The following is a 23,151-nucleotide window of genomic DNA, read 5'->3' as shown; positions in this document are numbered from 1 at the left end:
GGCCCGCCGCCCCGGAAAGGGGCAGCGCGCCGTCGTCGTTTTGTGCGGTTGCGCAGTAAAGCTAGGCTGCGACCTCGGCACCCAGACGGGCCTTGAGGTTCTCGTCCAGTGCGGCGAGGAACTCTTCGGTGGTCAGGTACGGCTGCTCGGGTCCAACCAGCAGTGCAAGGTCCTTGGTCATCTTGCCGGATTCAACCGTCTTGATGACAACGTCCTCAAGGGTTTCGGCGAAATTAATGACCTCGGGGGTGTTGTCCAGCTTGCCGCGGTGCATCAGGCCGCGGGTCCACGCGAAGATCGAAGCGATCGGGTTCGTGGAGGTGGGCTTGCCCTGCTGGTGCTGGCGGTAGTGGCGGGTGACCGTACCGTGCGCTGCTTCGGCCTCAACGGTCTTGCCGTCCGGGGTCATCAGGACGGAAGTCATCAGGCCCAGCGAGCCGAAGCCCTGTGCAACGGTGTCGGACTGGACGTCGCCGTCGTAGTTCTTGCAGGCCCAGACGTAGCCGCCTTCCCACTTCATTGCGGAGGCAACCATGTCATCGATCAGGCGGTGCTCGTAGGTGAGCCCGGCTGCTTCGAACTGGTCCTTGAACTCGGCGTCGAAGACTTCCTGGAACAGGTCCTTGAACTGGCCGTCGTAGGCCTTCAGGATGGTGTTCTTGGTGGAGAGGTACACCGGGTAGTTGCGCTGCAGGCCGTAGGCGAAGGAAGCGCGCGCGAAGTCCTTGATGGAATCGTTGAAGTTGTACATACCCATGGCGACGCCGCCATCTTCGTTGTACGTGACAACCTGCTGCTTGATTTCTTCGCTGCCGTCGGCCGGGGTGTAGGTCAGGGTCAGCGTGCCGGCACCGGGAACCTTGAAGTTCGTGGCCTTGTACTGGTCGCCGTGGGCGTGGCGGCCGATGATGATCGGCTTGTTCCAGCCCGGGACCAGGCGCGGGATGTTGGAGATGATGATCGGCTCGCGGAAGACCACGCCGCCCAGGATGTTGCGGATGGTCCCGTTCGGGGAGACCCACATCTTCTTCAGGCCGAATTCCTCGACGCGTGCTTCGTCCGGGGTGATGGTGGCGCACTTGACGCCCACGCCGTGTTCCTTGATGGCGTTGGCGGCATCAATGGTGACCTGGTCATCGGTTGCGTCGCGGTTCTGGATCGAGAGGTCGTAGTACTTCAGGTCTACGTCCAGGTACGGGTTGATCAGGCGGTCCTTGATGAACTGCCAGATGATACGGGTCATTTCATCGCCGTCGAGCTCTACAACAGAGCCCACAACCTTGATTTTCTCAGCCACACGTACTCCTAGTGTGTTGGTGGGCACCGGAGCATGTCTTGTGGCATGACGGGACCCGTCTTTTTAGCTTGTATTTGAGTCCAACTATGCCACAGCCCACTATCCCGGCCCTAAACCGCGGGACGGTGCATTACCTGCACGGTCCCGCGGTTCCAGGCGCGGCGGAGCGGGTTTTTCCTAGTGGAAGAAGTGTCGTGCCCCGGTGAAGTACATGGTGACCCCCGCCGCAGCAGCTGCTTCAACCACTTCGCTGTCCCGGATGGAGCCGCCCGGCTGCACCACGGCGCGGACGCCGGCGTCGATCAGGATCTGCAGGCCGTCCGCGAACGGGAAGAACGCGTCCGACGCCGCCACGGAGCCGCGGGCGCGGTCCTCGCCGGCTGCACCCAGGCTGTTGGCGCGTTCGACGGCGAGCCGACAGGAGTCCACCCGGTTCACCTGGCCCATTCCCACGCCTACGGAGGCGCCGTCCTTGGCGAGCAGGATGGCGTTGGACTTCGCCGCGCGGACCGCTGCCCAGGCGAAGGCCAGGTCGGCCATGGTGGCCACGTCTGCCGGCTCCCCCGCGGCCAGGGTCCAGTTCGCCGGGTCATCGCCCTCGGCCTGCAGCCGGTCCGATTTCTGGACCAGCACGCCGCCGGAAACCTGCCGGAATTCAGCGGCACTGCGGCCGTAGCCGTCCGGCAGGGCAAGCAGCCGGATGTTCTTTTTGGCGCTGAGGATGTCCACGGCCTCCGGCTCGAAATCGGGGGCGATTACCACCTCGGTGAAGATGTCCTTCACGGTCTCGGCCATACCTGCCGTGACGGTTCGGTTGGCGGCGATGACTCCGCCGAACGCCGAGACCGGATCGCAGGCATGCGCCTTGGCGTGCGCATCCGCAATGGGATCGGCTGCACCGGGCGAGGCCACCGCGATGCCGCACGGGTTGGCGTGCTTGACGACGGCGACGGCGGGTCCATCGAAATCGAAGGCGGCGCGCAGGGCGGCGTCGGCGTCGACGTAGTTGTTGTAGGACATGGCCTTGCCGTGCAGCTGGTCGGCCTGGGCGACGCCGGGCTGTCCGTCCTGCTCTACGTACAGGGCTGCGTCCTGGTGCGGGTTTTCGCCGTAGCGGAGCACTTCGGCGCGTTCCAGGGCCAGGCCGGTGAAGGCCGGCCACTTGGAGCCGTCTTCGGTCCCGTCGCCGAACTGCTCTGCGGTCCAGGTCGCAACTGCGTTGTCATAGGCGGCGGTGTGGGCAAAGGCTTCGGCGGCGAGCCGGCGCCGCTGGGCCAGGTCGAAGCCGCCCTCGGCTGCTGCGGTGACGACGTCGGAGTATTTGTTCGGGTCCACCACCACTGCAACGGACGGGTGGTTCTTTGCGGCGGCGCGGACCATGGAGGGACCGCCGATGTCGATCTGCTCCACCACATCATCCTGCGCTGCGCCGGAGCGGACGGTTTCCACGAAGGGGTAGAGGTTCACCACCACGAGGTCGAAGGGTTCAATCTCCATCTCCTGCAACTGGGCCACGTGGTCCTCGCGGCGGCGGTCTGCCAGGATCCCGGCGTGGACGCGCGGATGCAGGGTCTTGACCCGCCCGTCGAGGCATTCGGCGAAGCCGGTGACCTCGGAAACCTCGGTGACCTCGATGCCGGCGGCGGCAATCTGCTTGGCCGTGGATCCGGTGGACACAATCCGGACACCGGCTGCCGAAAGGCCCTGCGCCAGCTCCGTCAGCCCCGTCTTGTTATAAACCGAGATCAGGGCCCGGCGGATAGGAACACGGTCAAGGACAGGGTTGCTCACAGCTGACACTCCAAAGGGGTTGATGAAGGACGTGCAAAAAGCCGTACGGCCATGCGGAAAGTTTATGCCTATGTGCTCCGGACCACGCCTGCGGGGCTGTAACAACGTGTCTTGGCCGCGCTGGGGCCGGGCAAAGACCGGTCCCTGCGCGCGATCGAAAAGGCAAAAATTACCGTCGAAGGGAACGAAAAGGCACAATTTACCGATTTTCGGCACAATATCGGTAAATTTTGCCTTCTCGTGGAGCACGGTGCGTCAGGCGGGGTGCGTCAGGCCCGCCCGTCAGGCCGGCTGTCCGGGTCGCCAGCCGCGCGTCAGGAGGGCAGCGCGAACCTTCTCCGCTGCTGCGGCTTGGTTGCCGGGCCGCAGGTGCTTCTTGCTGAAGCGCAGCACCACCCATCCCAGCCGTCGAAGGCCGTCGTCGCGCGCAATGTCCCGGTGCCACTGGTCCGGATCCAGCAGGTGATGCTCGCCTTCATATTCAAGCGCAATCCGCAGCCGCACATATTGCAGGTCCGGCCGGGACACGCGCTGCCCCGCCGGACCGATAATCCATTGGTTTACTGCCGGCTCCGGCAGCCCGGAACGCCGAATGAGCAACCGCAGCCTGGTTTCCTGAGCCGAGTCCGCGCCTGGGCGCATCAGCTCGAGAGCGGTCCGCGCGGTGGATGCACCGCGGTTTCCCGCCCTGCGCTGCAGGACCTCCTGCAACTCCTGCATACCGCACAGCGGATCCGGTTGGGACAGGTAGCCACCGCGGTCCGGCGCATCCCTCCGCCGCAGCAGGGAGTCCCCCGCAGCCACCAACTCATCGGGAGACAAGAGAGCGGCCAGGTCGCGCCAAGTCCAAGCCGGTGATGTCACCAGCAGCCCTCCGGCCCGGACCACGTCCAGTTGCAGAAGGGGTGCATGGTGCCCGACGACGCCCTTCCTCCGCGGCTGACTGAACCGCAGCGGCCGGGTGAGGTGCAGCGGTTCGGGCCCGAAGCGGTACGGCAACCAGATGCCCCACAGGGCGGCGGCGGTGGTGTGGCTGGCCACCGTAGTGCCGGACGCCGGGGCAAGCGGCCGCACCGCATCCGGCAGGGCGGATGCTGCCCCGCCGACCGTACGCAAACCGTGCCCGGCGCCGTCGTACGCCCTGCGCCGCAACTCCGACGCCGGCACGCCGCGTGCCCGCGCCTCTGCCACGGAGAACACCGGTCCGGGCAGCCCGATCCTTCCCGCCCGCTCCGGTTTGCCCATCACCACATGGTGCCCGGTCCCGCGAGTCTCCGGCGCCTTATCCACAGGCGGGGGCCCCGCACGGTATTGTTTCCCCGACGCCATTGACCCCCGGCACACAGCCACCCCTCCTGCACCCCGCATCCCCGGAAGGCCCCGAACCAACATGTCCATCACCAATATGCTGCCCACCGGTGACCAGGTGGTCCAGAACCTGCCGTGGCGGTGGAAGGTCCAAGGCCGGATCTTCCTCATCGGCGGACTCGGGTTTATGTTTGATGCCTGGGACGTAACGCTGAACGGCGTGCTGATTCCGCTGCTGTCCAAGGAATGGGGGCTGACGGCGCCGCAGGCCGCCTGGATCGCCACCGCGAATCTGCTGGGCATGGCCATTGGTGCCTTCGTATGGGGTTCCATTGCCGATGCGATCGGCCGCAAGCGGGCGTTTTCCGCTACCTTGCTGGTGTTTTCCCTCTTTACCGTGCTGGGTGCGTTCTCCCCGGACATTGTGTGGTTCTGCATTTTCCGCTTTATGGCCGGGTTCGGACTGGGCGGCTGCGTGCCGGTGGACTACGCGCTCGTTGGCGAGTTCACCCCCAAGAAACAGCGCGGCCGAGTGCTGACCGGGATGGACGGCTGGTGGCCGGTGGGTGCCGCCCTGTGCGGGGTCACTTCCGCTGCGATCATGGCCACCTTCGCGGATTGGCGGTACACCATGCTGGTGATGGTGGTCCCCGCCCTGCTGGTGTTCTGGGTGCGCCGTTCGGTCCCCGAGTCCCCCCTCTATCTGGTCCGCAAGGGCCGCACCGATGAGGCGGCCGCCGTCATCAACAGCCTGATCCGGCGCACCGGGGGAACCCAAACCCAGTGGCGGCTGCCCGAACCGGAGGAACCGGAAAAGCTGTCCCTGCGCACTATGGGCACCCAATTGGGCGACCTATGGAGGTTCAGCAGCAAAACCACCATCACCGCATGGTCCCTGTTCCTGACCATCCTGCTGGTCTACTACCTGGCGCTGCAGTGGATGCCCAAGATCCTCGTGGACGCCGGGTTTGCCGAGTATCGCGCGTTCCTGACCACCTCGGGCATGGCAGCCGTTGGTCTGCTCGGAGTTATCGCGGCGGCCCTGCTGGTGGAGAAGGTTGGCCGGAAGTGGATCCTGGCGGTCACCGGTCCGCTGTCCGCCGCCATCCTGGTGGTGGTGGCGCTGGTGGTGGACCTGCCCACTGCGGCAACGGTGTGGCTGCTGGCCTACGGATTCGTGGTGCAGGTGGCCATCCCCGTGCTGTATGCCTACGTCTCGGAGCTCTACCCCACCGAGCTGCGCGGCAGCGGTTTCGGCTGGGCCTCCACCGTCTCCCGGGTGGGAGCAGGCTTGGGTCCGCTGCTGTTCGTCTCGGTGCTGTGGCCCCATCTCGGGCTGGCGCTGTCGTTCGCCCTGGCAGGAGTACTGGTGCTAATGGCGGTGCTGTGGATGGCCCGGTTCGCACCCGAAACCAAGGGTGCGGCGCTGGACTAAGCCGGCGCCGGCAGCCCTTCCCGGCTCAACCGGCCCAGGGTGTCGATCAGCAGCCGCCGCTCCTGGACCTTGATGCGCTCGTGCAGGGACTCCTCGGTATCGCCGTCGAGCACCTCCACCGCGGCCTGGGCCAGGATCGGGCCGGTGTCCACACCGGCGTCGGCCCAGTGCACCGTGCAGCCGGTGATCTTCACGCCGTAGGCCAGGGCATCCCGGACGCCGTGTGCCCCAGGGAAGGAAGGCAGCAGCGCGGGATGCGTGTTCAGGTACCGGCCGTTGAACGCGTTGATGAACTCCTCATCCACAATGCGCATGAATCCCGAGGAGAGCACCAGGTCCGGCGCGTAGGAAGCCACCGTTTTGGTGAGCGCCCGGTTCCAGTCCGGCCGGGCCGGGAAATCGCGGAAGGGCACCACGAAGGTGGGGACGCCGGCGTCGGCCGCCCGCTGCACCCCGTAGGTGCCGGGCCGGTCCGCGCCCACTGCCGCGATCTCTATATCCAGCCGGCCGTCGCTGACGGCGTCGAGCACGGCCTGAAGGTTGGAGCCGGTACCGGACACGAGGACTACGATGCGCATGCGTCAACCATAGGGTGCGGCGTCCCCTAGGCTTAAACCCATGAATGACGACGGCGCGCAGTACAAGACCCAAACCCTCGCGGAGCAGAGCCGCCGCCCCGGGGCGACCGACGAGCAGAAGAAGAACGCGGTCCGCTATGTCCGCGTGTTCTGGCTGCTGGTGCTGGTCATGCTGCTGAGCAGCGGCCTGGTCCTGCCGTGGAAGCTGGTGCCGCTGGCAATCGGGCTTGTTGCCTTCGTGGTGGGAATCATCGCCCTGGTCAAGCTGGCCCGCCGGCGGATGGGTGCCCTGCTGCCCGTCCTGGTGTCGCTGGGCCTGGTCATCACTTTCCTGACCACCCTGGGGCTGGGCTTCATGGTGGCCATCTGGGACCAGACCGTCACCTATGAAACATGCATGCGTTCGGCGCTGACCTTGGACGGCGCGGAGGCCTGCCAGGCCGAGTACCTGCCCTTCCAGCAGATGCGCTAGACCGCGGCCCGCTGTTTCTCGGGTTTGGGCTCACGTTCCAGCCAGGGACCTACGGCGTAACCGATGACGACGCCGGCCCCTACTTCGGCTGCGACCCATAGTCCCAGCCACAGCGGATCCGGGCCGAGCTGCACAAAGCGCCCGATCCCCAGCGACCCGACGGACAGCCAGGCGGCCCCTGCCGCCAGCAGTCCCGAGACCAGTCCGACGATCGCGCCGAGGACCAGCGTGGACACCGGTGCCGTGAACCAGCGGGCGCGGATCTTGATGGAAAGCCATTCGTCGAAGTGGTTTTCGCCCTCGCGCAGGAACCACCAGCCGGCCAGGATCCCGGCCACCACCGGTATCAGCAGCGCCGCGTATCCGTATTCCATGCTCCCCGTAGGCAGGGCGGCGAGGACGGGCAGCGCGGGCAGCGGACCCACCGTGGTTTCCAGCGGACTGATGATGCTTCCGGTGCCCAGCGAGAATCCGGCGCCCGAGGCCCAGCCCAGGGTCCACACCACAAAGTTGGGCATCAGGCCCAGCTCGACGACGGTCAGTACCGTTCCGCCCAGCACACCGGCACCGAGCCGTTCATACACGGAGACCATTTCGGCCCAACTCATCGCCAGCGTCACCACGAGCAGCAATGAGGACAGGCCCAGTGCGGCCACGATCCCCACCACCCCGGCACGCAGGGCGGCCCACATGTAGGAGCCGGCCCAGCGGGAATGCTGGCTGGTCCGGGCAATCCAGGCGGTCAGGTCCATGCCGATCAGCCGCACCCAGGATCCGGCTTCGATCCGGGCCCCCACAATCAGGCCGGCGCCTGCCGCGATGAGGGGCAGCAGCGCACCGGCGGCCACCGAAATCCGCACCCCGTCGGTGCTGCTGAAGTAGGCGGCTGCCGCGCCCAGCAGCGCATAGGCGCCCAGGGCGCCAAGCAGTGCCTGCCAGAGCTGGTCCGTGTAGGAGGCCCGGGCCAGACGGCGGCCGGCACGCCAGGACAGGAAGAACGGGATCAGCGTCAGCCCGAGCGGGAAGAAGGAGAGCAAACCGGAGGCCGGACCCGTTCCGAGTTCTCCGGCAGGGAAGCTCAGCTGCAGCGGCACGCCGTGGATGAGCAGCCAGGCCTGGCCGCCGAGGCGCGCCAGGGATGTGAAGTCGATATCGGTGAAGCCGTTGGCCAGCCACACGCCCACCAGCGGCAGCAGCACCAGCAGCGCGGAAAGCACGGCAGCCTGGCCCAGTTCAAACGTTCCCTGCAGCCAGAGTGGCATGGGCGGCACACCCGGCTTCTTCGGCCGCAATAAAATCTTCATCGCTTCTATCGTGCCATCCGGGCCGGTGCTGCCCGATGAGGTGCCTGCGTGAGTCGGGTAACTGCGGCGGGCACGGCCGTGGTGTCAGCGGTGCCGATGCCGGTCAGAGGTCGTACAGGCCCTTCACCAGTGCCGTGGCTGCACCAATGAACGCGATGACCACTACTGCCAGCCGGGCCTGGTCGTCGCGGATGAACCGCTGCAGCTTCTCCCCCGCGTAGATGCCGCCCACAATCATGACCCCCACCAGCACCCAGGCCCAGGGCTGGAACGGAGGCATCTGGCCGGGGTCCAGGATCAGCTTGGAGGCCAGGGTGACGGCGGCGGTGGTCACGAAGAACGGCTGCAGGGTAGCGGCGAACGGGCGCTGCGGCCAGCGGGCCAGCAAGGCGTACACACTGACGGCGGGGCCGCCGACGCCGGCCATGGCATTGGTGATGCCCGAGGTGAAACCGGCCACGGCCTTGGGGGTATTGCCGGTCAGCTGGATAGAGGTGCGCTGCAGGAACAGGGAGATACTCAGGGCCACCAGTACGACGGCGCCCACGGTGACTGCCAGTGGGGCCGCGGGCAGGAACACGGCGGCCGCCGAGGCCGGTACGCTGGCGCAGACCGCCGGGATGGCCAGCCACCGGTACATGGACCAGTCGATGTCCCGCCAAACCCGGCTCATGATCAGCAGCGAGGACACGAGGCCGCAGATGTTCACCATCAGCACCCCGCCGTGGGAGCCGAGGATGATCACGAGGAACGGAGAAATGAGCAGCGCAAAGCCTAAACCGGCGATCCGCTGGGCTATCGCGCCGATAAAGATGGCGACGAGCACCACAATAAGAAGTCCGGTAGTCACCCGAACACACTACGCTGGACAAATGCTCTCTCCCGTCACAGCCCTTGCCACCGCCGATTGGCGCCGTAACACTTTCGCCCTTTATGAGCAGGCGCGCCGCGCTGCCGAGGGGATCTCGGCGTCGCACGCCCATGCCCTCTGGGCCACCGGCCGGGATCGGCTCTTCGGCACGCACCCGGCCTCGCCCCTCCCGGAAGATGTCCGCCGCCGGTTCCGCGGTTTGAGCACCGCCCGCTACGATCCGGCGTTCCGGTTCGAGGCCGTTATTGACGGCGCCGGTGCCGGCGAGTCGATGGAGGTGGCCACCGGAACGGACGGGACGGTGCCGTTCACCCGGCTCGGGACGGTGAACGTGGACGGGGTCGGCAGCCTGGCGGTGTGGAACCTGGACACGTACGGCGGCGGAATTTTTGTGCCGGTCCGCGATGCCAGTTCCGGCGCCGACGGCGGCAGCTACGGCGGCGGGCGCTACCTGCTGGACACGATCAAGGGTGCCAGCCTGGGACCGGGCAGTGAACCCGGCAGCTTGGTGCTGGATTTCAATTACCTCTACAACCCATCCTGCGCCTATGACGAGGCGTGGGCCTGCCCGCTGCCCGGCCCGGCGAACACCGTGGACACCGCGCTGCCGGTGGGCGAACTGTACGTGAAGTACTAAGACGGCCGATGCCCGTCCGGCCGCGGCGCCGGGCGGGCAACCCGGAGTCAGTGCCTATGCTGGAAGGGTGCAAGCTTCCATTTCACATGCAACGGCTGAAGACATTCCCGGGCTCGTCGAATTAGCTTCCCTCACTTTTCCTTTGGCCTGCCCGCCCGAAGTCACACCGGAAGACAGCGCGGCCTTCGTTGCCGCGAATCTCTCCGCCGGGAATTTCACGCAGTTCCTCGCGGATGAGAAGCGTTTGGTGCTCGCGGCCCGGCAGGACGGCCGGCTGGTGGGGTACTGCCTGCTGGTCCTCGAAGCGCCAACCGACCCCGAAGTGCTTGATGCCCTGGACCAGGGCCGGGCGCTGCGGCCCTCGGCGGAGCTGAGCAAGTTCTACGTCCACCCGGATGCCCACGGCAGGGGCATTGCCGGGCAGCTCATTGATGCTGCTGCCGGGGCGGCGGCGTCCGTAGGTGCACGGTCCATGTGGCTGGGGGTGAACAACGGCAACGTCCGGGCGCAGTCCTTCTACCGCAAGTCCGGGTTCCAGACGTCCGGCCGCCGGTCCTTCCAGGTTGGTGCGCATACTTTCCGGGACCTGATCATGGTCCGGCTGCTCACCGGCACCGGGGCGGAGGCCGGTGACGGGGCCGGCCGCGGGGAACAGTGACAGACTGGGCCCGTGCAGACCTTCCTCCCGTATGAGAGCTTTGCCCGCAGTGCCCGGGTCCTGGATCAGGCGCGGCTGGGCAAGCAGCGGGTGGAGACCCTGCAGCTGCTGCGCGGTCTGGTGGTGCCGGATTACGGCTGGCAGCGCCATCCTGCCCTGCTGATGTGGAAGGGCTTCGTGCCGGCGCTAACGGCGTACGGGCTGGCGATGACGGACGAGTGGATCGCGCGCGGGCACGCCGACACCGTGCGCGAGCAGATCCTGGAGTTCGCTCCGGAAGCGGCGGGCTCCGACGTCGAGCTTCCGCCGTGGCTGGGCGACGAGCAGCTGCACCGCAGCCACCGCTCGAACCTGATTGAGAAGTCCCCTGAGGTGTACGGGCCGTTGTTTCCGGACACCGACGCGGGCCTGCCCTATGTGTGGCCCTCCCCCGCGGATGTTCCGGATCCTGCGGATCCGCCGCAGGGCGAGGGGCTGTGGGTCGCCCGGGCGGTACCCGACGGCGATGCTGCCGCCATTGTGCTGCCGATGCTTTCCGTGAAGGGCACGCCGATTACCGGCAAGCGGGGCCGGCAGCTGGTGCGGTTGTTGGAGGACATGGACGACGGCGATCCGGTGGCGGTGATCTCGCCGGCGGACCGTTCGCAGCTGCTCTTGGGACATGCCGGTCCGGTGGAACTGACCAATGACACCGCTGTGCGGCCGGTGTCGCTGTCCGGCAGCATTCCGCGTTCGGCGTTCGCGTATCCGGCGGTGCTGCAGGATCCCCGGACACTGTTTGCGGTGCCGAAGCCGAAAGGGCTTTAGCAGCCGATTAGCAGCCGATGCCGTTCGGGTTGATGAGGCAGTTGTCCGCGACGCTGCGGGTTTCGGCCCGCCACACCCGGATTGTTTGCGCCTGCGAAGCGACGGCGGCCCTCCCGTCAATGGGAATCATCGGCCCGCCGTTCACCGAATAGGTTCCGGAGAAATGCACGGTTGCACTCATTTGGTAGTCCCCTGCGGCGGCGTACCTGTGGCTCGTGCGGGTCTGCTCTCCCCACCGACCCTGCGGCAGCGGTGCACCGGCAGCCGATGTGGGACCGTAGACCGTTCCGTCGCCGTAGTTGATTTCGTATTCGGTGGGCGTCGCAACTATGCGGACCGTCTGGTCCAGCAGGACCATCTCGAAGACCTGCTCGGCGGCTTCAACGTAAACGTTGGTCTCCATCCCGATCAGTGTGTGCGGACTGGGTTGCACCACCAGCTTGCCGGCTGCGATCGGCCGCTCCTGGAACGCAGTGAGGATCTGCGCCTGGATCTGCTGGCCGATGTCGACCGGCTCCTCGGAGTAGATGCACGACGGGGTGTCGCTGACTCGGGGCCAAGCCGCGGGGTCGGTCCCCTTCAATCCGGAATACCAGTAAACGAGTCTGCCGTTCTCACCGGCAGGACAAGCCGCCTGGTTATCGGCGAGGCAATCCACATCACCAACCGAATCGTCAAAACACACCGGTTGGAACCGGTAGCCATTCGGATCGTCCGGTATACCGACCGGCATGGAGGTCCACATTCCGGTGGCAGGGTCCTGAACAAATGCGGAGCCGGTGACTTGTCCACCACTCTTCATATCTCCTTCGGCGGAACCCTCTGCCGATGCTTGTTCGGGGACTACGACGTTTGTGAGCACCGCCATCACGACCATGAGGATCAGGACAACAAACGTCCGGGCAGGCATCTGGCTCAACCCTTGATTGTGGCGATGTTTACGACCTGCCAGTGCTCATTAAGCCGAATGGCCTCGACGAGCTGGACTACGGCAGCATCTGGTTCCCCTACGGTCTGGAGTCCTTCGGGACCGTAGTACTCCATCTTGTCTTGGCGAAAATGAACCAATGCTTGATAACGGCCTTCCGGCGTTAAGAGAAAATCAGAATGTACGCCGAGAACTTCGATGGCAGCATTTGCCATCCAATCGCTGTCCTTGAACCCGTTCTCGACAACCTCGTAGTACTTCTGACAGGTCACACAATCCGGGCTGCTGATGGCCTGTACCAGGCCTACATCACCGGTTTCATAACCGTAATTCGCGGCCTCGTACCAATACCGGGCGAAAGCCTCCAGCCCCTCCTTGGACTCGACCTTCGCCTCCTCCGGCATCACCGGCAACGGAACATTTTCCGCCGGCCCCTCGGCAGAGGCAGGCTTGTAAACAGCTGACGGTGTGGGCGTGGGAGTTGGCGTCGTTGAGGCGGACGACTGTGACGGAGACGGGGACGCAGCACCGGTCCCTGAATCCCCGGACGCGCCCGAGCACCCGGCCAGGACAACCGCGGCGAAAACCGCTGGGAAGCTCCAAACACGAGAACGGCGCAGAATGGTTCTGGTCATCCGAAACCCCCAAGTTGGGCAAGCCGCGACACTGTCAGTCCGGCCATAATAGCCACCGCCCCCACACCACAACCGGTTATCCACAAGTCACGGGCACCACAAACCCGGCGAAGCTCGCGGCCCCCGTGAAGCCGGCAGCCTATGCCGTCGCCTCGCAGCAGCGCGGCGCAGGATGAGATACTGGCCAAGAGAACTACGGCCCCGGCCGGAAAACGGACAGGGCTCGGAAGAAGGATGTTCCAGCGCGGTGTTACGGTTTCCTCAGTGGCTCCCGGCCGACCCGTGCTCCGTCCCCGCGTCCGCGCCCACCCCGTCCGCGGGCGGCCGCGGTTCGGCCCAATACGCACCGGCCAAGACCGGCACCGCGCAACAAGTGCAACACCCGGGTATCCCGGCAGCAGTTCCCCGTGCAGCGCTGCACCCAACCAGCGCCTGCATGTGCGGGCGCCGACCATCCCTAGGAGGTTCCCATTACCGATACAGCCGCCGAACACGATGTCTACTTCGGAGCCCCGGAGCCGGACTTCGAACCCGAAAACCTCCAGACAGCTGCCCCCGCCGTACTCCGCCGCGTGGAGGAACGCCCCGAGGTGGCCATGTTCAAGGGCCGCCTGGCCCTGATGGACACCGGCCTCACCCCGCACGAGGCCATGGTGGAAGACCTGCTGTTTGTCCGCAGGGTGCTCGACGACGCCGGCATCACCTACCTGCTGGTGCGCGGCAATGACCAGCGGCCGGTGATCGCCGTCAACCTGCGCGAACGTGACCTGCTGCGCAAGGCAATGGTGGAAGCCTGCCGCGAGGAGCCGTTCTACGCGCGCAGCGTGGACACCAAAAAGAGCCGCACCCTGCTCATTGCCGACGGCAGCCTGGCCCCCGGCGACAAGACCCGGATCATCCGGGTCTACCGGCCGCGCGCCTTCACCGGCACCAACCTGGTGTTCTCCGCTGCGGCCGGGGTGCAGATTGAACTGTGGGACCTGGACGGGGAAAACATCACCCTGCCGGTGGAGAACTCCCTGACCCGCCGCACCCTGCCGGCCTCGGAGGCAGTCCGCGGCACCGTGGACAAGCACGGCCTGACCTGGCCGACCATCGAGAACATGTTCGCTGACCACGCCACGGACATCCGCTTCGACATCGATCTGGTGTTCTCCTGGGTGGACGGCAGCTCCCCGGAATTCCAGGCCGCCCGCGCGGCCCGGATGCAGGGTGCCGTGGTGGGCGAGGGAGATGACCACGAGGCCCGCTTCCGGCAGATCAACGAACTGAAGTACGCCCTGCGCTCGGTGCACATGTTCGCACCCTGGATCCGGCGGATTTTCATCGCCTCGGACTCCCCGCGGCCCCACTGGCTGGCGGAGCACCCCTCGGTCACCTTTGTGCCGGCGGCGGAGCACTTCAAGGACCCGTCCGTGCTGCCCACGCACAACTCGCAGGCCGTGGAAGCGCAGCTGCAGCACATCCCCGGGCTGGCGGAACACTTCCTCTACTCCAACGACGACATGTTCTTCGGCCGCCCGGTGGCCCCCGATATGTTCTTCTCCCCCGGCGGAATCACCAAGTTCATCGAAGCCAGCACCCGGATAGGACTGGGCTCCAACGACGCCGAGCGCAGCGGTTTCGAGAACGCGGCCCGGGTAAACCGGCGGCTGCTGTGGGAACGCTTCGGCCGGATCACCACCCGCCACTTGGAACACGCGGCCGCTCCGCTGCGCCGCAGCGTGCTGCTGGAAATGGAAGCAGCGTTCCCCGCGGAGTTCGCCGCCACCGCCGCGAGTACCTTCCGCGCCAAGGACAACATCTCCGTCACCAACTCGCTCTACCACTACTACGCCCTGCTCACCGGGCGTGCGGTCACCCAGGAAACCGCCAAGACCAAGTACGTGGACACCACGTCCTACGCGGGCCTGTCAGCCCTGGAGCGCCTGCTCGCCAAACGGAACATGGACATGTTCTGCCTCAATGACGGCAGCTTCCCCGAGGTGCCGGCCGCCGAACGCGCGGAGCGGGTCACGGACTTCCTGGAGAAGTACTTCCCGGTCAAGGCCCCCTGGGAGCACTGACCCAGGGAACCTGGCCCGGGAACAGGCCAGGGACACAGAACGACGGCGGGGGGGGCCCCCCGGGGGGGGCCCGCCCGCGTGGGGGGGGGGGGGGTTTTGGGGCCGAGCCCGGCACCGGCCCCCGCCACCCGGCCCGCCCCACCCCCCGCCGGCGGCGGCCCCCCCCGGGCCCCCCCCGCCGTCGTTCGCTGCGGTAGGTTTGTGCTGCCCTACCGGGTGACGACCACGTGCTCGTTGGGTACGCAGTGCGTCATGGTGAGGCCTTCAACGTTGCGGGGGCCGTTGTGGCCCAGGTTCTTCATCCGCTCGGTTTCTTCCTCGTTGAGCGTCTGGGTGGCCAGCGGGCCGAGATCCTTGATCTCGTCCAGGCTGATGCCGAGACCCTCGCCCACGCGGGCGCCCAGCTCGTCATCGGTCATGTAGAAGTGCCAGAGCATCCGCTCCTGAACTTCCCGGACAGCCTGGGAGATGTTGTCGACGAAGTTCTTCACCAGGTCGTCCTTCTCCCACTGCTCCATCAGCTGGTAGCGCTGACCGGCCTGCATGTAGTCGTTGGTGCGGGGCAGGCGGGCGCGGGTGAGGCGGCCTTCCAGCTCCGGACCGAGTTCGGACTGCGCCGGCTTGGGTGCTTCCTGCAGGCCGCCGGTGATGTTCGGCTCGTAGTTCACGTGCGGGTTCTGGCCCGGCGCAAGGTCAGTGCCGAAGGACATCTGCCCGCCGCGCTGGTTGGTGGCCACCCGGGCGTTCTTCGCGGAGTTCACCGGAAGCTGCAGGTAGTTCGGTCCCACGCGGTAGCGCTGGGTATCCGAGTAGCTGAAGGTGCGGCCCACCAGCATCTTGTCATCGGAGAACTCCAGGCCGTCCACCAGCACACCGGTGCCGAAAGCGATCTGCTCGCTTTCGTTGTGGTGGTCCGTGACGTTCCGGTTCAGGGTCATGGTGCCCACGTACTTGGGCTCGAACTCCTGCTCCGGCCAGGTCTTGGTGTCATCCAGCGGGTCGAAGTCCAGTTCCGGATGATCGTTGTCATCCATCAGCTGCACGTACAGGTCCCACTTGGGGTAGTCGCCGCGCTCAATGGCCTCGTAGAGGTCCTTGGACGCGTGGCCGAGGTCGTTGGCCTGGATGTTCGCGGCGTCTTCCTCGGTCAGGGACTTCACGCCCTGCTGCGGCAGCCAGTGGTACTTGACCAGCTTGGACTCGCCCTGTGCGTTGACCCAGCGGTAGGTGTTCACGCCAAAGCCCTGCATGTGGCGGTAATCTGCGGGGATGCCGCGCGGGCTGAAGAGGTTCACCAGCATGTGCATGGCCTCGGGGGTCTGCGACATGAAGTCGAAGATGCGGGCGGATTCCTGGCGGAAGGTGATGGGGTCCGGCTTCAGGGAGTGGATCACGTCCGGGAACTTGATGGCGTCGCGGATGAAGAAGACGCCCAGGTTGTTGCCCACCAGGTCCCAGTTGCCGTCTTCGGTGTAGAACTTGATCGCGAAGCCGCGCGGGTCACGGGCGGCCTCGGAGGAGTCACGGCCGCCGATCACCGAGGAGAACCGGATGGCGACGTCGGTCTTCTTGCCCGGCTCGGAGAAAAGCTTGGCGCGGGTGTACTTGGCAATGGGCTCGTCGCCCCACTTGCCGGAAGCCTCGAATTCGCCGTAGGCCACGAAGCCGCGGGCGTGCACAACACGCTCCGGGATGCGTTCCCGGTCGAAGTGGCTGATCTTCTCCAGAAGCTGGTAATTTTCCAGCGTGGCCGGGCCGCGGGCACCCACGGTGCGGGTGTTCTGGTTGTCGTAGACCGGGTGTCCCTGCCGGGTGGTCAGCGTCTTGGGGGCTTCGGCGTTGTTCTGGCCGTTGCCGGAATTCTGCGTTTCTGCGTCTGTCATCACGTGCTCTCTGAGTGTGAGGTCCATAGCTGGCTGACAATATCTACCCTTCCAACTCTCATGAAAACCGGAGCCTGAGTCAAGTTGATAAGCAGCCTGATAGTAGCGGCGGGAGGGCCGGGATTGGCACACTGTGCTCATGACTAGTGAAGAGCGGCCCCCGGTTGTTGAACTCAGTCCCGAGCAGAGTTGGAAGTACCTTGAGCACACGCAGCACGGCCGGTTGGCCCTGAGCGTGCTCAACGAGCCCGACATTTTCCCGATCAACTACTTCGCGCACGACGGCGTGATCACCATCCGCACGGCTCCGGGCACCAAGCTCGCCGAACTTACGGTGAATTCCCGTGTGGCGCTGGAAGCGGACGGCATCACCAGCGACCAGGCCTGGTCCGTCGTCGTCAGGGGAACCATCCGGGAACTGGAAACTTCCGAAGAGATCACTGCCGCGGATCAGCTGCCGCTGCAGCCCTGGGTGCGCACGGAGAAATACCGTTATGTGGAAATCACTCCGATCTCCGTGACCGGCCGGTTCTTCAACCTGGGCCCGGAGCCGGACCGGGGCTGATCCCCTACGCCGAAGCCAGCGTGCGGGCGTCCGGGATCCGTACGCCGGCGGCCGCCAGCCGGTCCGCCGTCTCCTGCGGGCCCACCTGCTCCCCCACCGTGCCGGCCTGCTCCAGCGGCACCACGGAATGGACCACCGAGTCCTCGTACAGGTGCACCATGTTGAAGGACTGCCCGGCATCCTGGCCGCGCGTTCCCGGCGTCACCAGGTCCTGCGCGTAACAGGTGGCCGAAGCCACGGACACCGGGATCCCGGCGAAGGTGCTGAAGGTCGAGTAGTGCAGGTGTCCTGCGATCACGGCGCGTACGTCGCTGCCGGCGATTACCGCGGCCAGCTCCTGCTGGTTGCGCAGCTCCACCAGCACGGACAGGTCCTGCACGCTGGGCACCGGTGGGTGGTGCATGGCCAAAATGGTGCCGTCCGGCGCGGGGGTATGCAGTTCCCGGCGCAGCCAGGCCAGTTGCTCCGCCGTCAGCTCCCCGTGGTGGTAGCCGGGCACGGAAGTGTCCAGGGTGATGACCCGCAGTCCGTCCAGGTGGTGCACCTGATCCACCGGGGTCATCTCCGGGGCTCCGTTCAACAGAACCTGCCGGAAGGCCGCCCGGTCATCGTGGTTGCCCATGGCCCAAATGACCCGGGCACCCATGCGTTCGGCAGCCGGGACGACGACGTCGCGCAGCCGGGCATAGGCTCCCGCCTCGCCTCGGTCGGCCAGGTCTCCGGTGAAAACGATTGCTTCAGGCTGCTGGCCGCTTTCCTCAAGCCGTGCAAAGAGCCTTTTCAGATTGGTGAGGCTGTCCACGGCTCCGTAGAGCCGGCGCTCCCCGGCCAGCAGATGCGTGTCACTGAGATGGAGGATGAAATGGCGGGGGCGGGGATGCTCAGCCCGGAGGAAATCCATCAGAACCTTCTGTGTCGGCAGCTTGCTGCGGCGTATCTCCTCCATAAAAGCAGACATGGCGACCGGGGGGTAAGCACCTCGGGCGTGTTTCGCGTCCTTTTACTCCGGGCCGAGTTGGTTGTTCTTCGCCCGGCTGCTCTGGCGCCCGGACGGAGGCGGCCGTAGGCTCGATGCAGGTTTGCACCGTTCTGTGACCGTTCTGTGACCGTTCTGTGACCGTTCTGTGAAGGGACTCCCATGAAACTCAGCCATATTCCCCTGCGGCTCGTCACCGGCGCGTACATCCTTAATTCCGGCCTGAGCAAACGCGGGCTGGACGCCGAAAGCGCTGCAGGACTGCAGCACATGGCGGCCAACGCCTTTCCGCAAGTGGAGGACATGGAGCCGGTGAAGTTCGGCAAGCTGCTGAGCAACGCCGAGATCTGCGTGGGACTCACCCTCCTCCTCCCGTTTGTCCCCAGCCGACTGGCCGGCTTGGTTCTGGGCGCATTCTCCGGCGGCATGGTCCGGATGTACCTCAAGACCCCCGGAATGACGGGAGAAGACGGCATCCGTCCCACAGCCGACGGAACGGCCTTGGCCAAGGACATCTGGATGGCCGGCATTGCCGCAGCCCTGGTCCTGGACCGCAAGAAGCCCAAGGTCAAGACCGTCAAGGTTCCCACTCCGGTAAAGGGGGCCGCCGTGATTGCCGGAGCCCAGGGCGCCAGCAAGGCCGCGAAGGCTGCGAAAAAGGCTGCCAAGGCGGGCGTGACCGCCAAGGCCGTGGCCAAGGCAGGCAAGGCAGCCAAGGCAGGTAAGACAGGTAAGACAGGTAAGGCAGCCAAGGATCACGCCGGCAAGAAGTAGCCCGTTTTCGAAGTAGCCGTTTTCACAACACCGGCATGGCCTCTCATGGCCAGGATCACCGCCGGATTGGCGGTACGTTAGTGTCATCAATCCTGGGGGGAACAGATGACGCAAAAGTATGTCGGCAAACATTCACTGCCAAATACGGCGGACGACCGGCGAAAACGGCAATACAACCCTGCGGGGCTCCTCGTCGGAGGCTTCCTGTTTGTGCTGGTGGGGACGCCCCTGGGTATCAGCAGTCTCGTCGACGGTTATACCGACCAGCACCTGATCGACACCGGTACCAAGGTGCAGGGAACCGTCACCGATATCAGGGAGAGCCGCAGCAAAAACGGTCGGCATGAACACGTGACGGTGACCTATAAAGCCGAGGGCGGGGAATGGACCGTGGAAGGTTCCCACCGGATGAAAACAGCCGGCTTCGAACCTACGCTCGAGGATTCCGAGCAAACCGTCTATTACGATCCAGAAGATCCTGCGAAGGCAGTGATCCTCGGCTGGGATACCACAATGCTGGACGGCTCCGCGGTAGCCGGCGGCATCGTGGGGGCAGGCGCCATCATGATGGGCATCAGTCTTTGGCGAATAAAGAAGATGCCTCTTCCCCCTGCCGCGGACCACAACAGCGCGCTCACCCGGTAGCCGGCGGCGAATGGCGGACGGGCGGTCCGGGCAACCCCGCTGCGCGGTCCGCCACGGCGTCCAGCAGCACCACCAGCGCATGTCCCCCGCGCCCGGCCGTATTGCTGGCGAACCGGTCCAGGGGAAAGGACACCGCGTGCAGTTCGGTCCCCTGCCCGGTGGAAACCAGCTCCACCTGCAGGATCAGCGTGATTGTGTTCTTCTGCCCGGTCCCCAACCATAGGGTCCGGCCGGTTTCGGCCAGCAGCCGGTACACGCGGTGGTCGGCGAGCGCCAGCTCCAGAAGCTGGCGGGCTTCGGAGTACGGCCGGTCCAGCAGTACCCGGCTCCGGGCCACCCGGCCGCGGCCGGTCGCCGTGCTGTGGCGGCCTGTGCTTTCCACTTCCCGCCGTACGGCCAGCCAGCCCTGAGGAGGACACCCCAGAGCACCACTTCGGCCAGCAGCAAAATGCCCTCAAGCGCGTATCCGTCCCCCTGTTGGGGTTTCAGGAGGAGCACAGCTACAAACATCCCCGCGATCAGGAGGTTGCCGGCCAACAGCCATCCCGGCAGCAACCGGTTGTCCTCCGCAAGCCGGCGGTCCTGCACATACCCCTGCGGATCAGCTTTCAGTAACTGGACCTGGCGGATGTTTCTCCGGACGGCCGCCATGGCAACCAAGGCTGCGGCAGTCACTTGTCCAGCTACCGTCCACGGACTGCTGTCCGCGTCCCACTGGCGGATGAGCAGGCCCACAAGGTAACCAACCACCGCAGCGGCAACCAGCACTGCGGGCACCAGCCATCCCTGTTTCCGTCTCCAAGACATGAGGGGCAAAGTAAGGAACGCAGCGGGAGCGGGCAAGCGTAGTGGCAGAATTTGGATATGCTCAGCGACCGCTATCCCATCCGGCAGGTCCGGGAACAGCCGTTGGAGCCACTGGACCGGAAGACCTGGCCGGCCACGCTGCCGCCGGTGGCCCAGTTGCTGCAGTCGGGATTGGACCTGGCCGCGGCCACCGTGCTGGTCGGTGACAACGGCAGCGGGAAATCCACGCTGGTTGAAGCCATTGCCCTGGCCTACGGCCTGTCCCCGGAAGGCGGGTCTACCGGTGCCATGCACACCAGCAGGCCCACGGAGTCCGCCCTCAGCGGGCATCTGCAGCTGGTGCGCGACCCCGGCGGCACCAAACGCGGTTATTTCCTGCGGGCCGAAACCATGCACGGCCTTTTCACCTATCAGGAGCAGAATCCCTCCACATCGCAGGCAGATGTTGAGTTCCATTCCCTCTCCCACGGGGAATCATTCCTCTCACTGGCCGTGGACCGGTTCCGGGGTCCCGGCCTGTGGGTTCTCGACGAGCCCGAGTCTGCGCTCTCCTTCTCTGGATGCCTGGCCCTGCTGGGCATCCTCAAGGACCTGGTTGCCGATGGACGCTCCCAAGTGCTGCTCTCAACCCACTCGCCTGTGCTCGCGGCACTTCCGGGCGCCCGGATCCTGGAGCTGGGGCCGTGGGGATACCGGGAGAAGGACTGGGAGGACCTGGACCTGGTCAGTGGCTGGAAGAGTTTCCTGGACGCCCCGGAACGGTACCTGCGCCGGCTGTGATCCGGCCCGGGCAGGCCGCCCTCCCCCGCTGCCTTGGAATATTTCGCGGATCCGGCCGTTGAAGTGTTCATGAGCACATTGGAGAGCACCCCTCGGATTCGGACCATCGGCTTCATCGGCAGCGGGAACATCGGTTCGCAGTTGGCGCGCTTGGCGGTCAAGCAGGGTTACGACGTCGTCCTGAGCAACGCGAGCGGCCCCGAAAAGCTGCAACCGCTCCTTATGGAACTGGGTGACCATGCCCGCGCGGCCACGCCGGCCGAAGCCGCTGCCGCCGGCGAACTTGTGGTGGTCACCATCCCGCTGAAGAGCTACCCGGACGTGCCCGTGGAGGAGCTGCGCGGCAAGACGGTTATCGACACCATGAACTACTACCCGCAGCGGGACGGGAACATCGCCGAGCTGGACAACGAGTCCACCACCACCAGCGAACTGCTGCAGAACCACCTGCCCGATTCACACGTGGTCAAGGCCTTCAACAACATCACTGCGGACCACCTCACCAGCCAGGGGACGTTGCCCGGAACGCCCAACCGCCGCGCGCTGCCCATTGCCGGCAACGACGCCCAGTCCAAGAAGCTGGTCACCTCGCTGATCAACGAGTTCGGTTTCGACGTCGTCAACGCCGGCCCGCTGTCCGAAGGCTGGCGCTGGCAGCGGGACACCCCGGCCTACGTTGCGGCGCTGGACGTCCCGGGCTTGGAAAAGGCGCTGGCCGAGGCCGTCCGCTACGCGGATATGCCCTAACACAGACGGACGCGCCCCGGCACCCCCTGCCGGCCAGCCCGGCCCGGATAACAAGGAAGCCTCCCGCCGGTACCGGCGGGAGGCTTCCTTCTTTAAAGAACGGCTACGGGATCAGCACCAGGCGGATCGGGTTGCCTTCCTTGGCGTCGAGGGCCTGAACGGCCTTCTCGGCGTCGGCCAGCGGAATGCGGCCGCTGACGGACTTGGCAAAGTCCAGCCGGCCAAGGCGGGCCAGGGACACCAGCTGCGGGACGTGGTGCGCCTCGGAGCCGTAGTGGCCGCGGACCTGCTTGCGGGCATAGGAGAACCCGGTGCTGTCATTGATGGTCATCGGCTTGCCGGACAGGCCCACCAGCACCAGGCGTCCGTCCCGGCCCAGGCAGTTGATGGCCTGGGCGCGCACGGCATCCACGCCGGCGAAGTCCAGGGCTACATCCAGGCCCTTGCCGCCCGTGGCGGCCTTCATGGACTCGGCGAAGTCTTCCGCCATGGGGTCCAGGGCGATGTCCGCACCGAATTCCAGGGCGCGTTCCCGGGCCTCGGGAAGGGGATCAACGGCAATGATGGGCGCCGCGCCAACCAGGCGCAGCAACTGGACGCCGTGGGCGCCGAGCCCGCCGATGCCCCACACACCCACGGCTTCACCGGCGCGGACATCTGCCGTGGAGGCAATGGCGCCCCAGGGGGTGGAGACGGCATCGGGAATGATCGAGGCCTGGTCGAAGGGGATGTCATCGCCCAGCGGAACCAGCACGCCGGCGGGAACAACCAGGTACTCGGCCCAGCCGCCGTCGTAATCCACGCCCATGGTGAGCGTGACGCCGTTATATTCGTAGCCGGCCTGAACCACTACGCGGTCACCAGGCGCCACGGACGCGACGCCCGCACCGGGCAGGTCCACCGTGCCGGCCACCTCATGCCCGAGCGTCACTTCGCTGCCCTTGAGGAACTGCGGACGCAGCAGGCCCTGGATCAGGTGGACGTCGGAGAGGCAGACGCCGGCCGCCCCCACCTTGATGCGGACAAAACCGGGGCCGGGCTCCGGGATCGGAACTTCCTGCATGGCGAAAGTGCCCGTTTCAACATTGAGACGTCCGGCAATCATGGTGCCGGTAGAAGTGCCGTTGGACATGGAAAACCTCTTTTACGCGGAAACTGCGGCGGCAGATGCACGCCGCGGTTCCCAT

The 23,151-nt window shown here is 65.9% G+C and carries 23 protein-coding genes; 11 read left to right on the top strand and 12 right to left on the bottom strand.

Annotated features, from left to right (window positions below):
- Positions 1-61: 61 nt before the first annotated feature.
- The 3 genes from QNN98_RS12220 to QNN98_RS12210 form a co-directional block, all read right to left on the bottom strand.
- Positions 62-1,297: an NADP-dependent isocitrate dehydrogenase gene (locus QNN98_RS12220; protein WP_227914252.1), complete on the bottom strand. Its 1,236-nt coding sequence runs from the start codon at positions 1,295-1,297 to the stop codon at positions 62-64.
- A gap of 177 nt (positions 1,298-1,474) precedes the next feature.
- Positions 1,475-3,088, bottom strand: coding sequence for a bifunctional phosphoribosylaminoimidazolecarboxamide formyltransferase/IMP cyclohydrolase (purH, locus tag QNN98_RS12215; protein WP_283997427.1), 1,614 nt, complete (start codon positions 3,086-3,088; stop codon positions 1,475-1,477).
- Positions 3,089-3,370: 282 nt separating this feature from the next.
- A complete protein-coding gene (locus QNN98_RS12210; protein WP_283997425.1) occupies positions 3,371-4,333 on the bottom strand; it encodes an endonuclease domain-containing protein in 963 nt (320 codons plus the stop codon).
- 145 nt (positions 4,334-4,478) lie between these two features.
- Here QNN98_RS12210 and QNN98_RS12205 point away from each other — a divergent pair, with 145 nt between their 5' ends.
- Complete coding sequence (locus tag QNN98_RS12205) at positions 4,479-5,831, top strand: MFS transporter (protein WP_227926906.1); 1,353 nt, start codon at positions 4,479-4,481, stop codon at positions 5,829-5,831.
- On the opposite strand, the gene purN is transcribed toward QNN98_RS12205, so the two are convergent.
- The gene (purN, locus tag QNN98_RS12200) at positions 5,828-6,409 is read right to left on the bottom strand and encodes a phosphoribosylglycinamide formyltransferase (RefSeq protein WP_227926905.1); all 582 of its coding nucleotides are present in this window, start codon (positions 6,407-6,409) and stop codon (positions 5,828-5,830) included. The two genes, QNN98_RS12205 and purN, sit on opposite strands and share 4 nt — an antisense overlap.
- A gap of 40 nt (positions 6,410-6,449) precedes the next feature.
- Here purN and QNN98_RS12195 point away from each other — a divergent pair, with 40 nt between their 5' ends.
- Positions 6,450-6,881, top strand: coding sequence for a hypothetical protein (locus QNN98_RS12195; protein ID WP_227914257.1), 432 nt, complete (start codon positions 6,450-6,452; stop codon positions 6,879-6,881).
- On the opposite strand, the gene QNN98_RS12190 is transcribed toward QNN98_RS12195, so the two are convergent.
- Both QNN98_RS12190 and QNN98_RS12185 read right to left on the bottom strand, forming a co-directional pair.
- Positions 6,878-8,185, bottom strand: coding sequence for a cell division protein PerM (locus QNN98_RS12190; protein ID WP_442860329.1), 1,308 nt, complete (start codon positions 8,183-8,185; stop codon positions 6,878-6,880). The genes QNN98_RS12195 and QNN98_RS12190 overlap by 4 nt on opposite strands.
- Positions 8,186-8,288: 103 nt before the next feature.
- Entirely contained in the window at positions 8,289-9,035 is a 747-nt protein-coding gene (locus QNN98_RS12185; protein WP_283997420.1) for a TSUP family transporter, read from the bottom strand.
- A 22-nt stretch (positions 9,036-9,057) separates the two neighbouring features.
- Between QNN98_RS12185 and QNN98_RS12180 the strand changes: the two genes are divergently transcribed.
- From QNN98_RS12180 to QNN98_RS12170, 3 genes are all read left to right on the top strand, one after another.
- The gene (locus QNN98_RS12180) at positions 9,058-9,693 is read left to right on the top strand and encodes a DUF1684 domain-containing protein (RefSeq protein ID WP_227914262.1); all 636 of its coding nucleotides are present in this window, start codon (positions 9,058-9,060) and stop codon (positions 9,691-9,693) included.
- Between the two features lie 67 nt (positions 9,694-9,760).
- Positions 9,761-10,351: a GNAT family N-acetyltransferase gene (locus tag QNN98_RS12175; protein ID WP_227914263.1), complete on the top strand. Its 591-nt coding sequence runs from the start codon at positions 9,761-9,763 to the stop codon at positions 10,349-10,351.
- A 12-nt stretch (positions 10,352-10,363) separates the two neighbouring features.
- Entirely contained in the window at positions 10,364-11,158 is a 795-nt protein-coding gene (locus QNN98_RS12170) for an MSMEG_6728 family protein (RefSeq protein ID WP_283997417.1), read from the top strand.
- Between the two features lie 7 nt (positions 11,159-11,165).
- On the opposite strand, the gene QNN98_RS12165 is transcribed toward QNN98_RS12170, so the two are convergent.
- Together QNN98_RS12165 and QNN98_RS12160 are read right to left on the bottom strand one after the other, a co-directional pair.
- On the bottom strand, positions 11,166-11,741 hold the full coding sequence (locus QNN98_RS12165; RefSeq protein WP_283997415.1) for a hypothetical protein: 576 nt from the start codon (positions 11,739-11,741) through the stop codon (positions 11,166-11,168).
- 332 nt (positions 11,742-12,073) lie between these two features.
- Entirely contained in the window at positions 12,074-12,721 is a 648-nt protein-coding gene (locus QNN98_RS12160; RefSeq protein ID WP_283997413.1) for a DUF6318 family protein, read from the bottom strand.
- A gap of 596 nt (positions 12,722-13,317) precedes the next feature.
- Here QNN98_RS12160 and QNN98_RS12155 point away from each other — a divergent pair.
- Positions 13,318-14,787, top strand: a complete 1,470-nt coding sequence (locus tag QNN98_RS12155) for a stealth family protein (protein WP_227914388.1) — start codon at positions 13,318-13,320, stop codon at positions 14,785-14,787.
- Positions 14,788-14,996: 209 nt separating this feature from the next.
- Here the strand turns inward: QNN98_RS12155 and QNN98_RS12150 are convergent, their stop codons facing one another.
- Positions 14,997-16,670: a catalase gene (locus tag QNN98_RS12150; RefSeq protein WP_227926893.1), complete on the bottom strand. Its 1,674-nt coding sequence runs from the start codon at positions 16,668-16,670 to the stop codon at positions 14,997-14,999.
- Between the two features lie 139 nt (positions 16,671-16,809).
- Here QNN98_RS12150 and QNN98_RS12145 point away from each other — a divergent pair, with 139 nt between their 5' ends.
- On the top strand, positions 16,810-17,235 hold the full coding sequence (locus tag QNN98_RS12145; protein ID WP_227914273.1) for a pyridoxamine 5'-phosphate oxidase family protein: 426 nt from the start codon (positions 16,810-16,812) through the stop codon (positions 17,233-17,235).
- Positions 17,236-17,239: 4 nt separating this feature from the next.
- Here QNN98_RS12145 and QNN98_RS12140 read toward each other — a convergent pair whose 3' ends face one another.
- On the bottom strand, positions 17,240-18,136 hold the full coding sequence (locus QNN98_RS12140; protein WP_227914274.1) for a phosphodiesterase: 897 nt from the start codon (positions 18,134-18,136) through the stop codon (positions 17,240-17,242).
- A 237-nt stretch (positions 18,137-18,373) separates the two neighbouring features.
- Here QNN98_RS12140 and QNN98_RS16480 point away from each other — a divergent pair, with 237 nt between their 5' ends.
- Positions 18,374-18,985 carry a hypothetical protein gene (locus QNN98_RS16480; protein ID WP_331461527.1) on the top strand — a complete coding sequence of 204 codons (612 nt, stop codon included), beginning with the start codon at positions 18,374-18,376 and terminating at the stop codon, positions 18,983-18,985.
- Between the two features lie 105 nt (positions 18,986-19,090).
- Complete coding sequence (locus QNN98_RS12130) at positions 19,091-19,630, top strand: DUF3592 domain-containing protein (protein ID WP_283997409.1); 540 nt, start codon at positions 19,091-19,093, stop codon at positions 19,628-19,630.
- Here the strand turns inward: QNN98_RS12130 and QNN98_RS12125 are convergent.
- Positions 19,620-20,012, bottom strand: coding sequence for a hypothetical protein (locus QNN98_RS12125; protein WP_283997407.1), 393 nt, complete (start codon positions 20,010-20,012; stop codon positions 19,620-19,622). The two genes, QNN98_RS12130 and QNN98_RS12125, sit on opposite strands and share 11 nt — an antisense overlap.
- A gap of 482 nt (positions 20,013-20,494) precedes the next feature.
- On the opposite strand from QNN98_RS12125, the gene QNN98_RS12120 reads away from it, so the two are divergent.
- Both QNN98_RS12120 and QNN98_RS12115 read left to right on the top strand, forming a co-directional pair.
- The gene (locus tag QNN98_RS12120) at positions 20,495-21,217 is read left to right on the top strand and encodes an AAA family ATPase (protein ID WP_283997405.1); all 723 of its coding nucleotides are present in this window, start codon (positions 20,495-20,497) and stop codon (positions 21,215-21,217) included.
- 96 nt (positions 21,218-21,313) lie between these two features.
- Positions 21,314-21,964: an NADPH-dependent F420 reductase gene (locus tag QNN98_RS12115; protein WP_227914390.1), complete on the top strand. Its 651-nt coding sequence runs from the start codon at positions 21,314-21,316 to the stop codon at positions 21,962-21,964.
- A 103-nt stretch (positions 21,965-22,067) separates the two neighbouring features.
- On the opposite strand, the gene QNN98_RS12110 is transcribed toward QNN98_RS12115, so the two are convergent.
- A complete protein-coding gene (locus QNN98_RS12110) occupies positions 22,068-23,096 on the bottom strand; it encodes a zinc-binding dehydrogenase (protein WP_227926889.1) in 1,029 nt (342 codons plus the stop codon).
- Positions 23,097-23,151 lie beyond the last annotated feature (55 nt).

The sequence above is a fragment of the Arthrobacter sp. zg-Y1143 genome (genome assembly GCF_030125565.1).
Taxonomy (GTDB): domain Bacteria; phylum Actinomycetota; class Actinomycetes; order Actinomycetales; family Micrococcaceae; genus Arthrobacter_B.
This window is presented reverse-complemented; position numbering and strand designations above follow the sequence as displayed.

What these genes read in the sequence shown, in the direction of transcription:
- QNN98_RS12180 (WP_227914262.1), top strand. Translation starts at nt 9,058, where the DNA reads ATGCTCTCTCCCGTCACAGCCCTTGCCACCGCCGATTGGCGCCGTAAC.
- QNN98_RS12190 (WP_442860329.1), bottom strand. Translation starts at nt 8,185, where the DNA reads ATGAAGATTTTATTGCGGCCGAAGAAGCCGGGTGTGCCGCCCATGCCA.
- purN (WP_227926905.1), bottom strand. Translation starts at nt 6,409, where the DNA reads ATGCGCATCGTAGTCCTCGTGTCCGGTACCGGCTCCAACCTTCAGGCC.
- QNN98_RS12130 (WP_283997409.1), top strand. Translation starts at nt 19,091, where the DNA reads ATGACGCAAAAGTATGTCGGCAAACATTCACTGCCAAATACGGCGGAC.
- QNN98_RS12195 (WP_227914257.1), top strand. Translation starts at nt 6,450, where the DNA reads ATGAATGACGACGGCGCGCAGTACAAGACCCAAACCCTCGCGGAGCAG.
- QNN98_RS12110 (WP_227926889.1), bottom strand. Translation starts at nt 23,096, where the DNA reads ATGTCCAACGGCACTTCTACCGGCACCATGATTGCCGGACGTCTCAAT.
- QNN98_RS12205 (WP_227926906.1), top strand. Translation starts at nt 4,479, where the DNA reads ATGTCCATCACCAATATGCTGCCCACCGGTGACCAGGTGGTCCAGAAC.
- QNN98_RS16480 (WP_331461527.1), top strand. Translation starts at nt 18,374, where the DNA reads ATGAAACTCAGCCATATTCCCCTGCGGCTCGTCACCGGCGCGTACATC.
- QNN98_RS12150 (WP_227926893.1), bottom strand. Translation starts at nt 16,670, where the DNA reads ATGACAGACGCAGAAACGCAGAATTCCGGCAACGGCCAGAACAACGCC.
- QNN98_RS12155 (WP_227914388.1), top strand. Translation starts at nt 13,318, where the DNA reads ATGTTCAAGGGCCGCCTGGCCCTGATGGACACCGGCCTCACCCCGCAC.
- QNN98_RS12160 (WP_283997413.1), bottom strand. Translation starts at nt 12,721, where the DNA reads ATGACCAGAACCATTCTGCGCCGTTCTCGTGTTTGGAGCTTCCCAGCG.
- QNN98_RS12210 (WP_283997425.1), bottom strand. Translation starts at nt 4,333, where the DNA reads ATGGGCAAACCGGAGCGGGCGGGAAGGATCGGGCTGCCCGGACCGGTG.
- QNN98_RS12120 (WP_283997405.1), top strand. Translation starts at nt 20,495, where the DNA reads ATGCTCAGCGACCGCTATCCCATCCGGCAGGTCCGGGAACAGCCGTTG.
- QNN98_RS12140 (WP_227914274.1), bottom strand. Translation starts at nt 18,136, where the DNA reads ATGGATTTCCTCCGGGCTGAGCATCCCCGCCCCCGCCATTTCATCCTC.
- QNN98_RS12145 (WP_227914273.1), top strand. Translation starts at nt 16,810, where the DNA reads ATGACTAGTGAAGAGCGGCCCCCGGTTGTTGAACTCAGTCCCGAGCAG.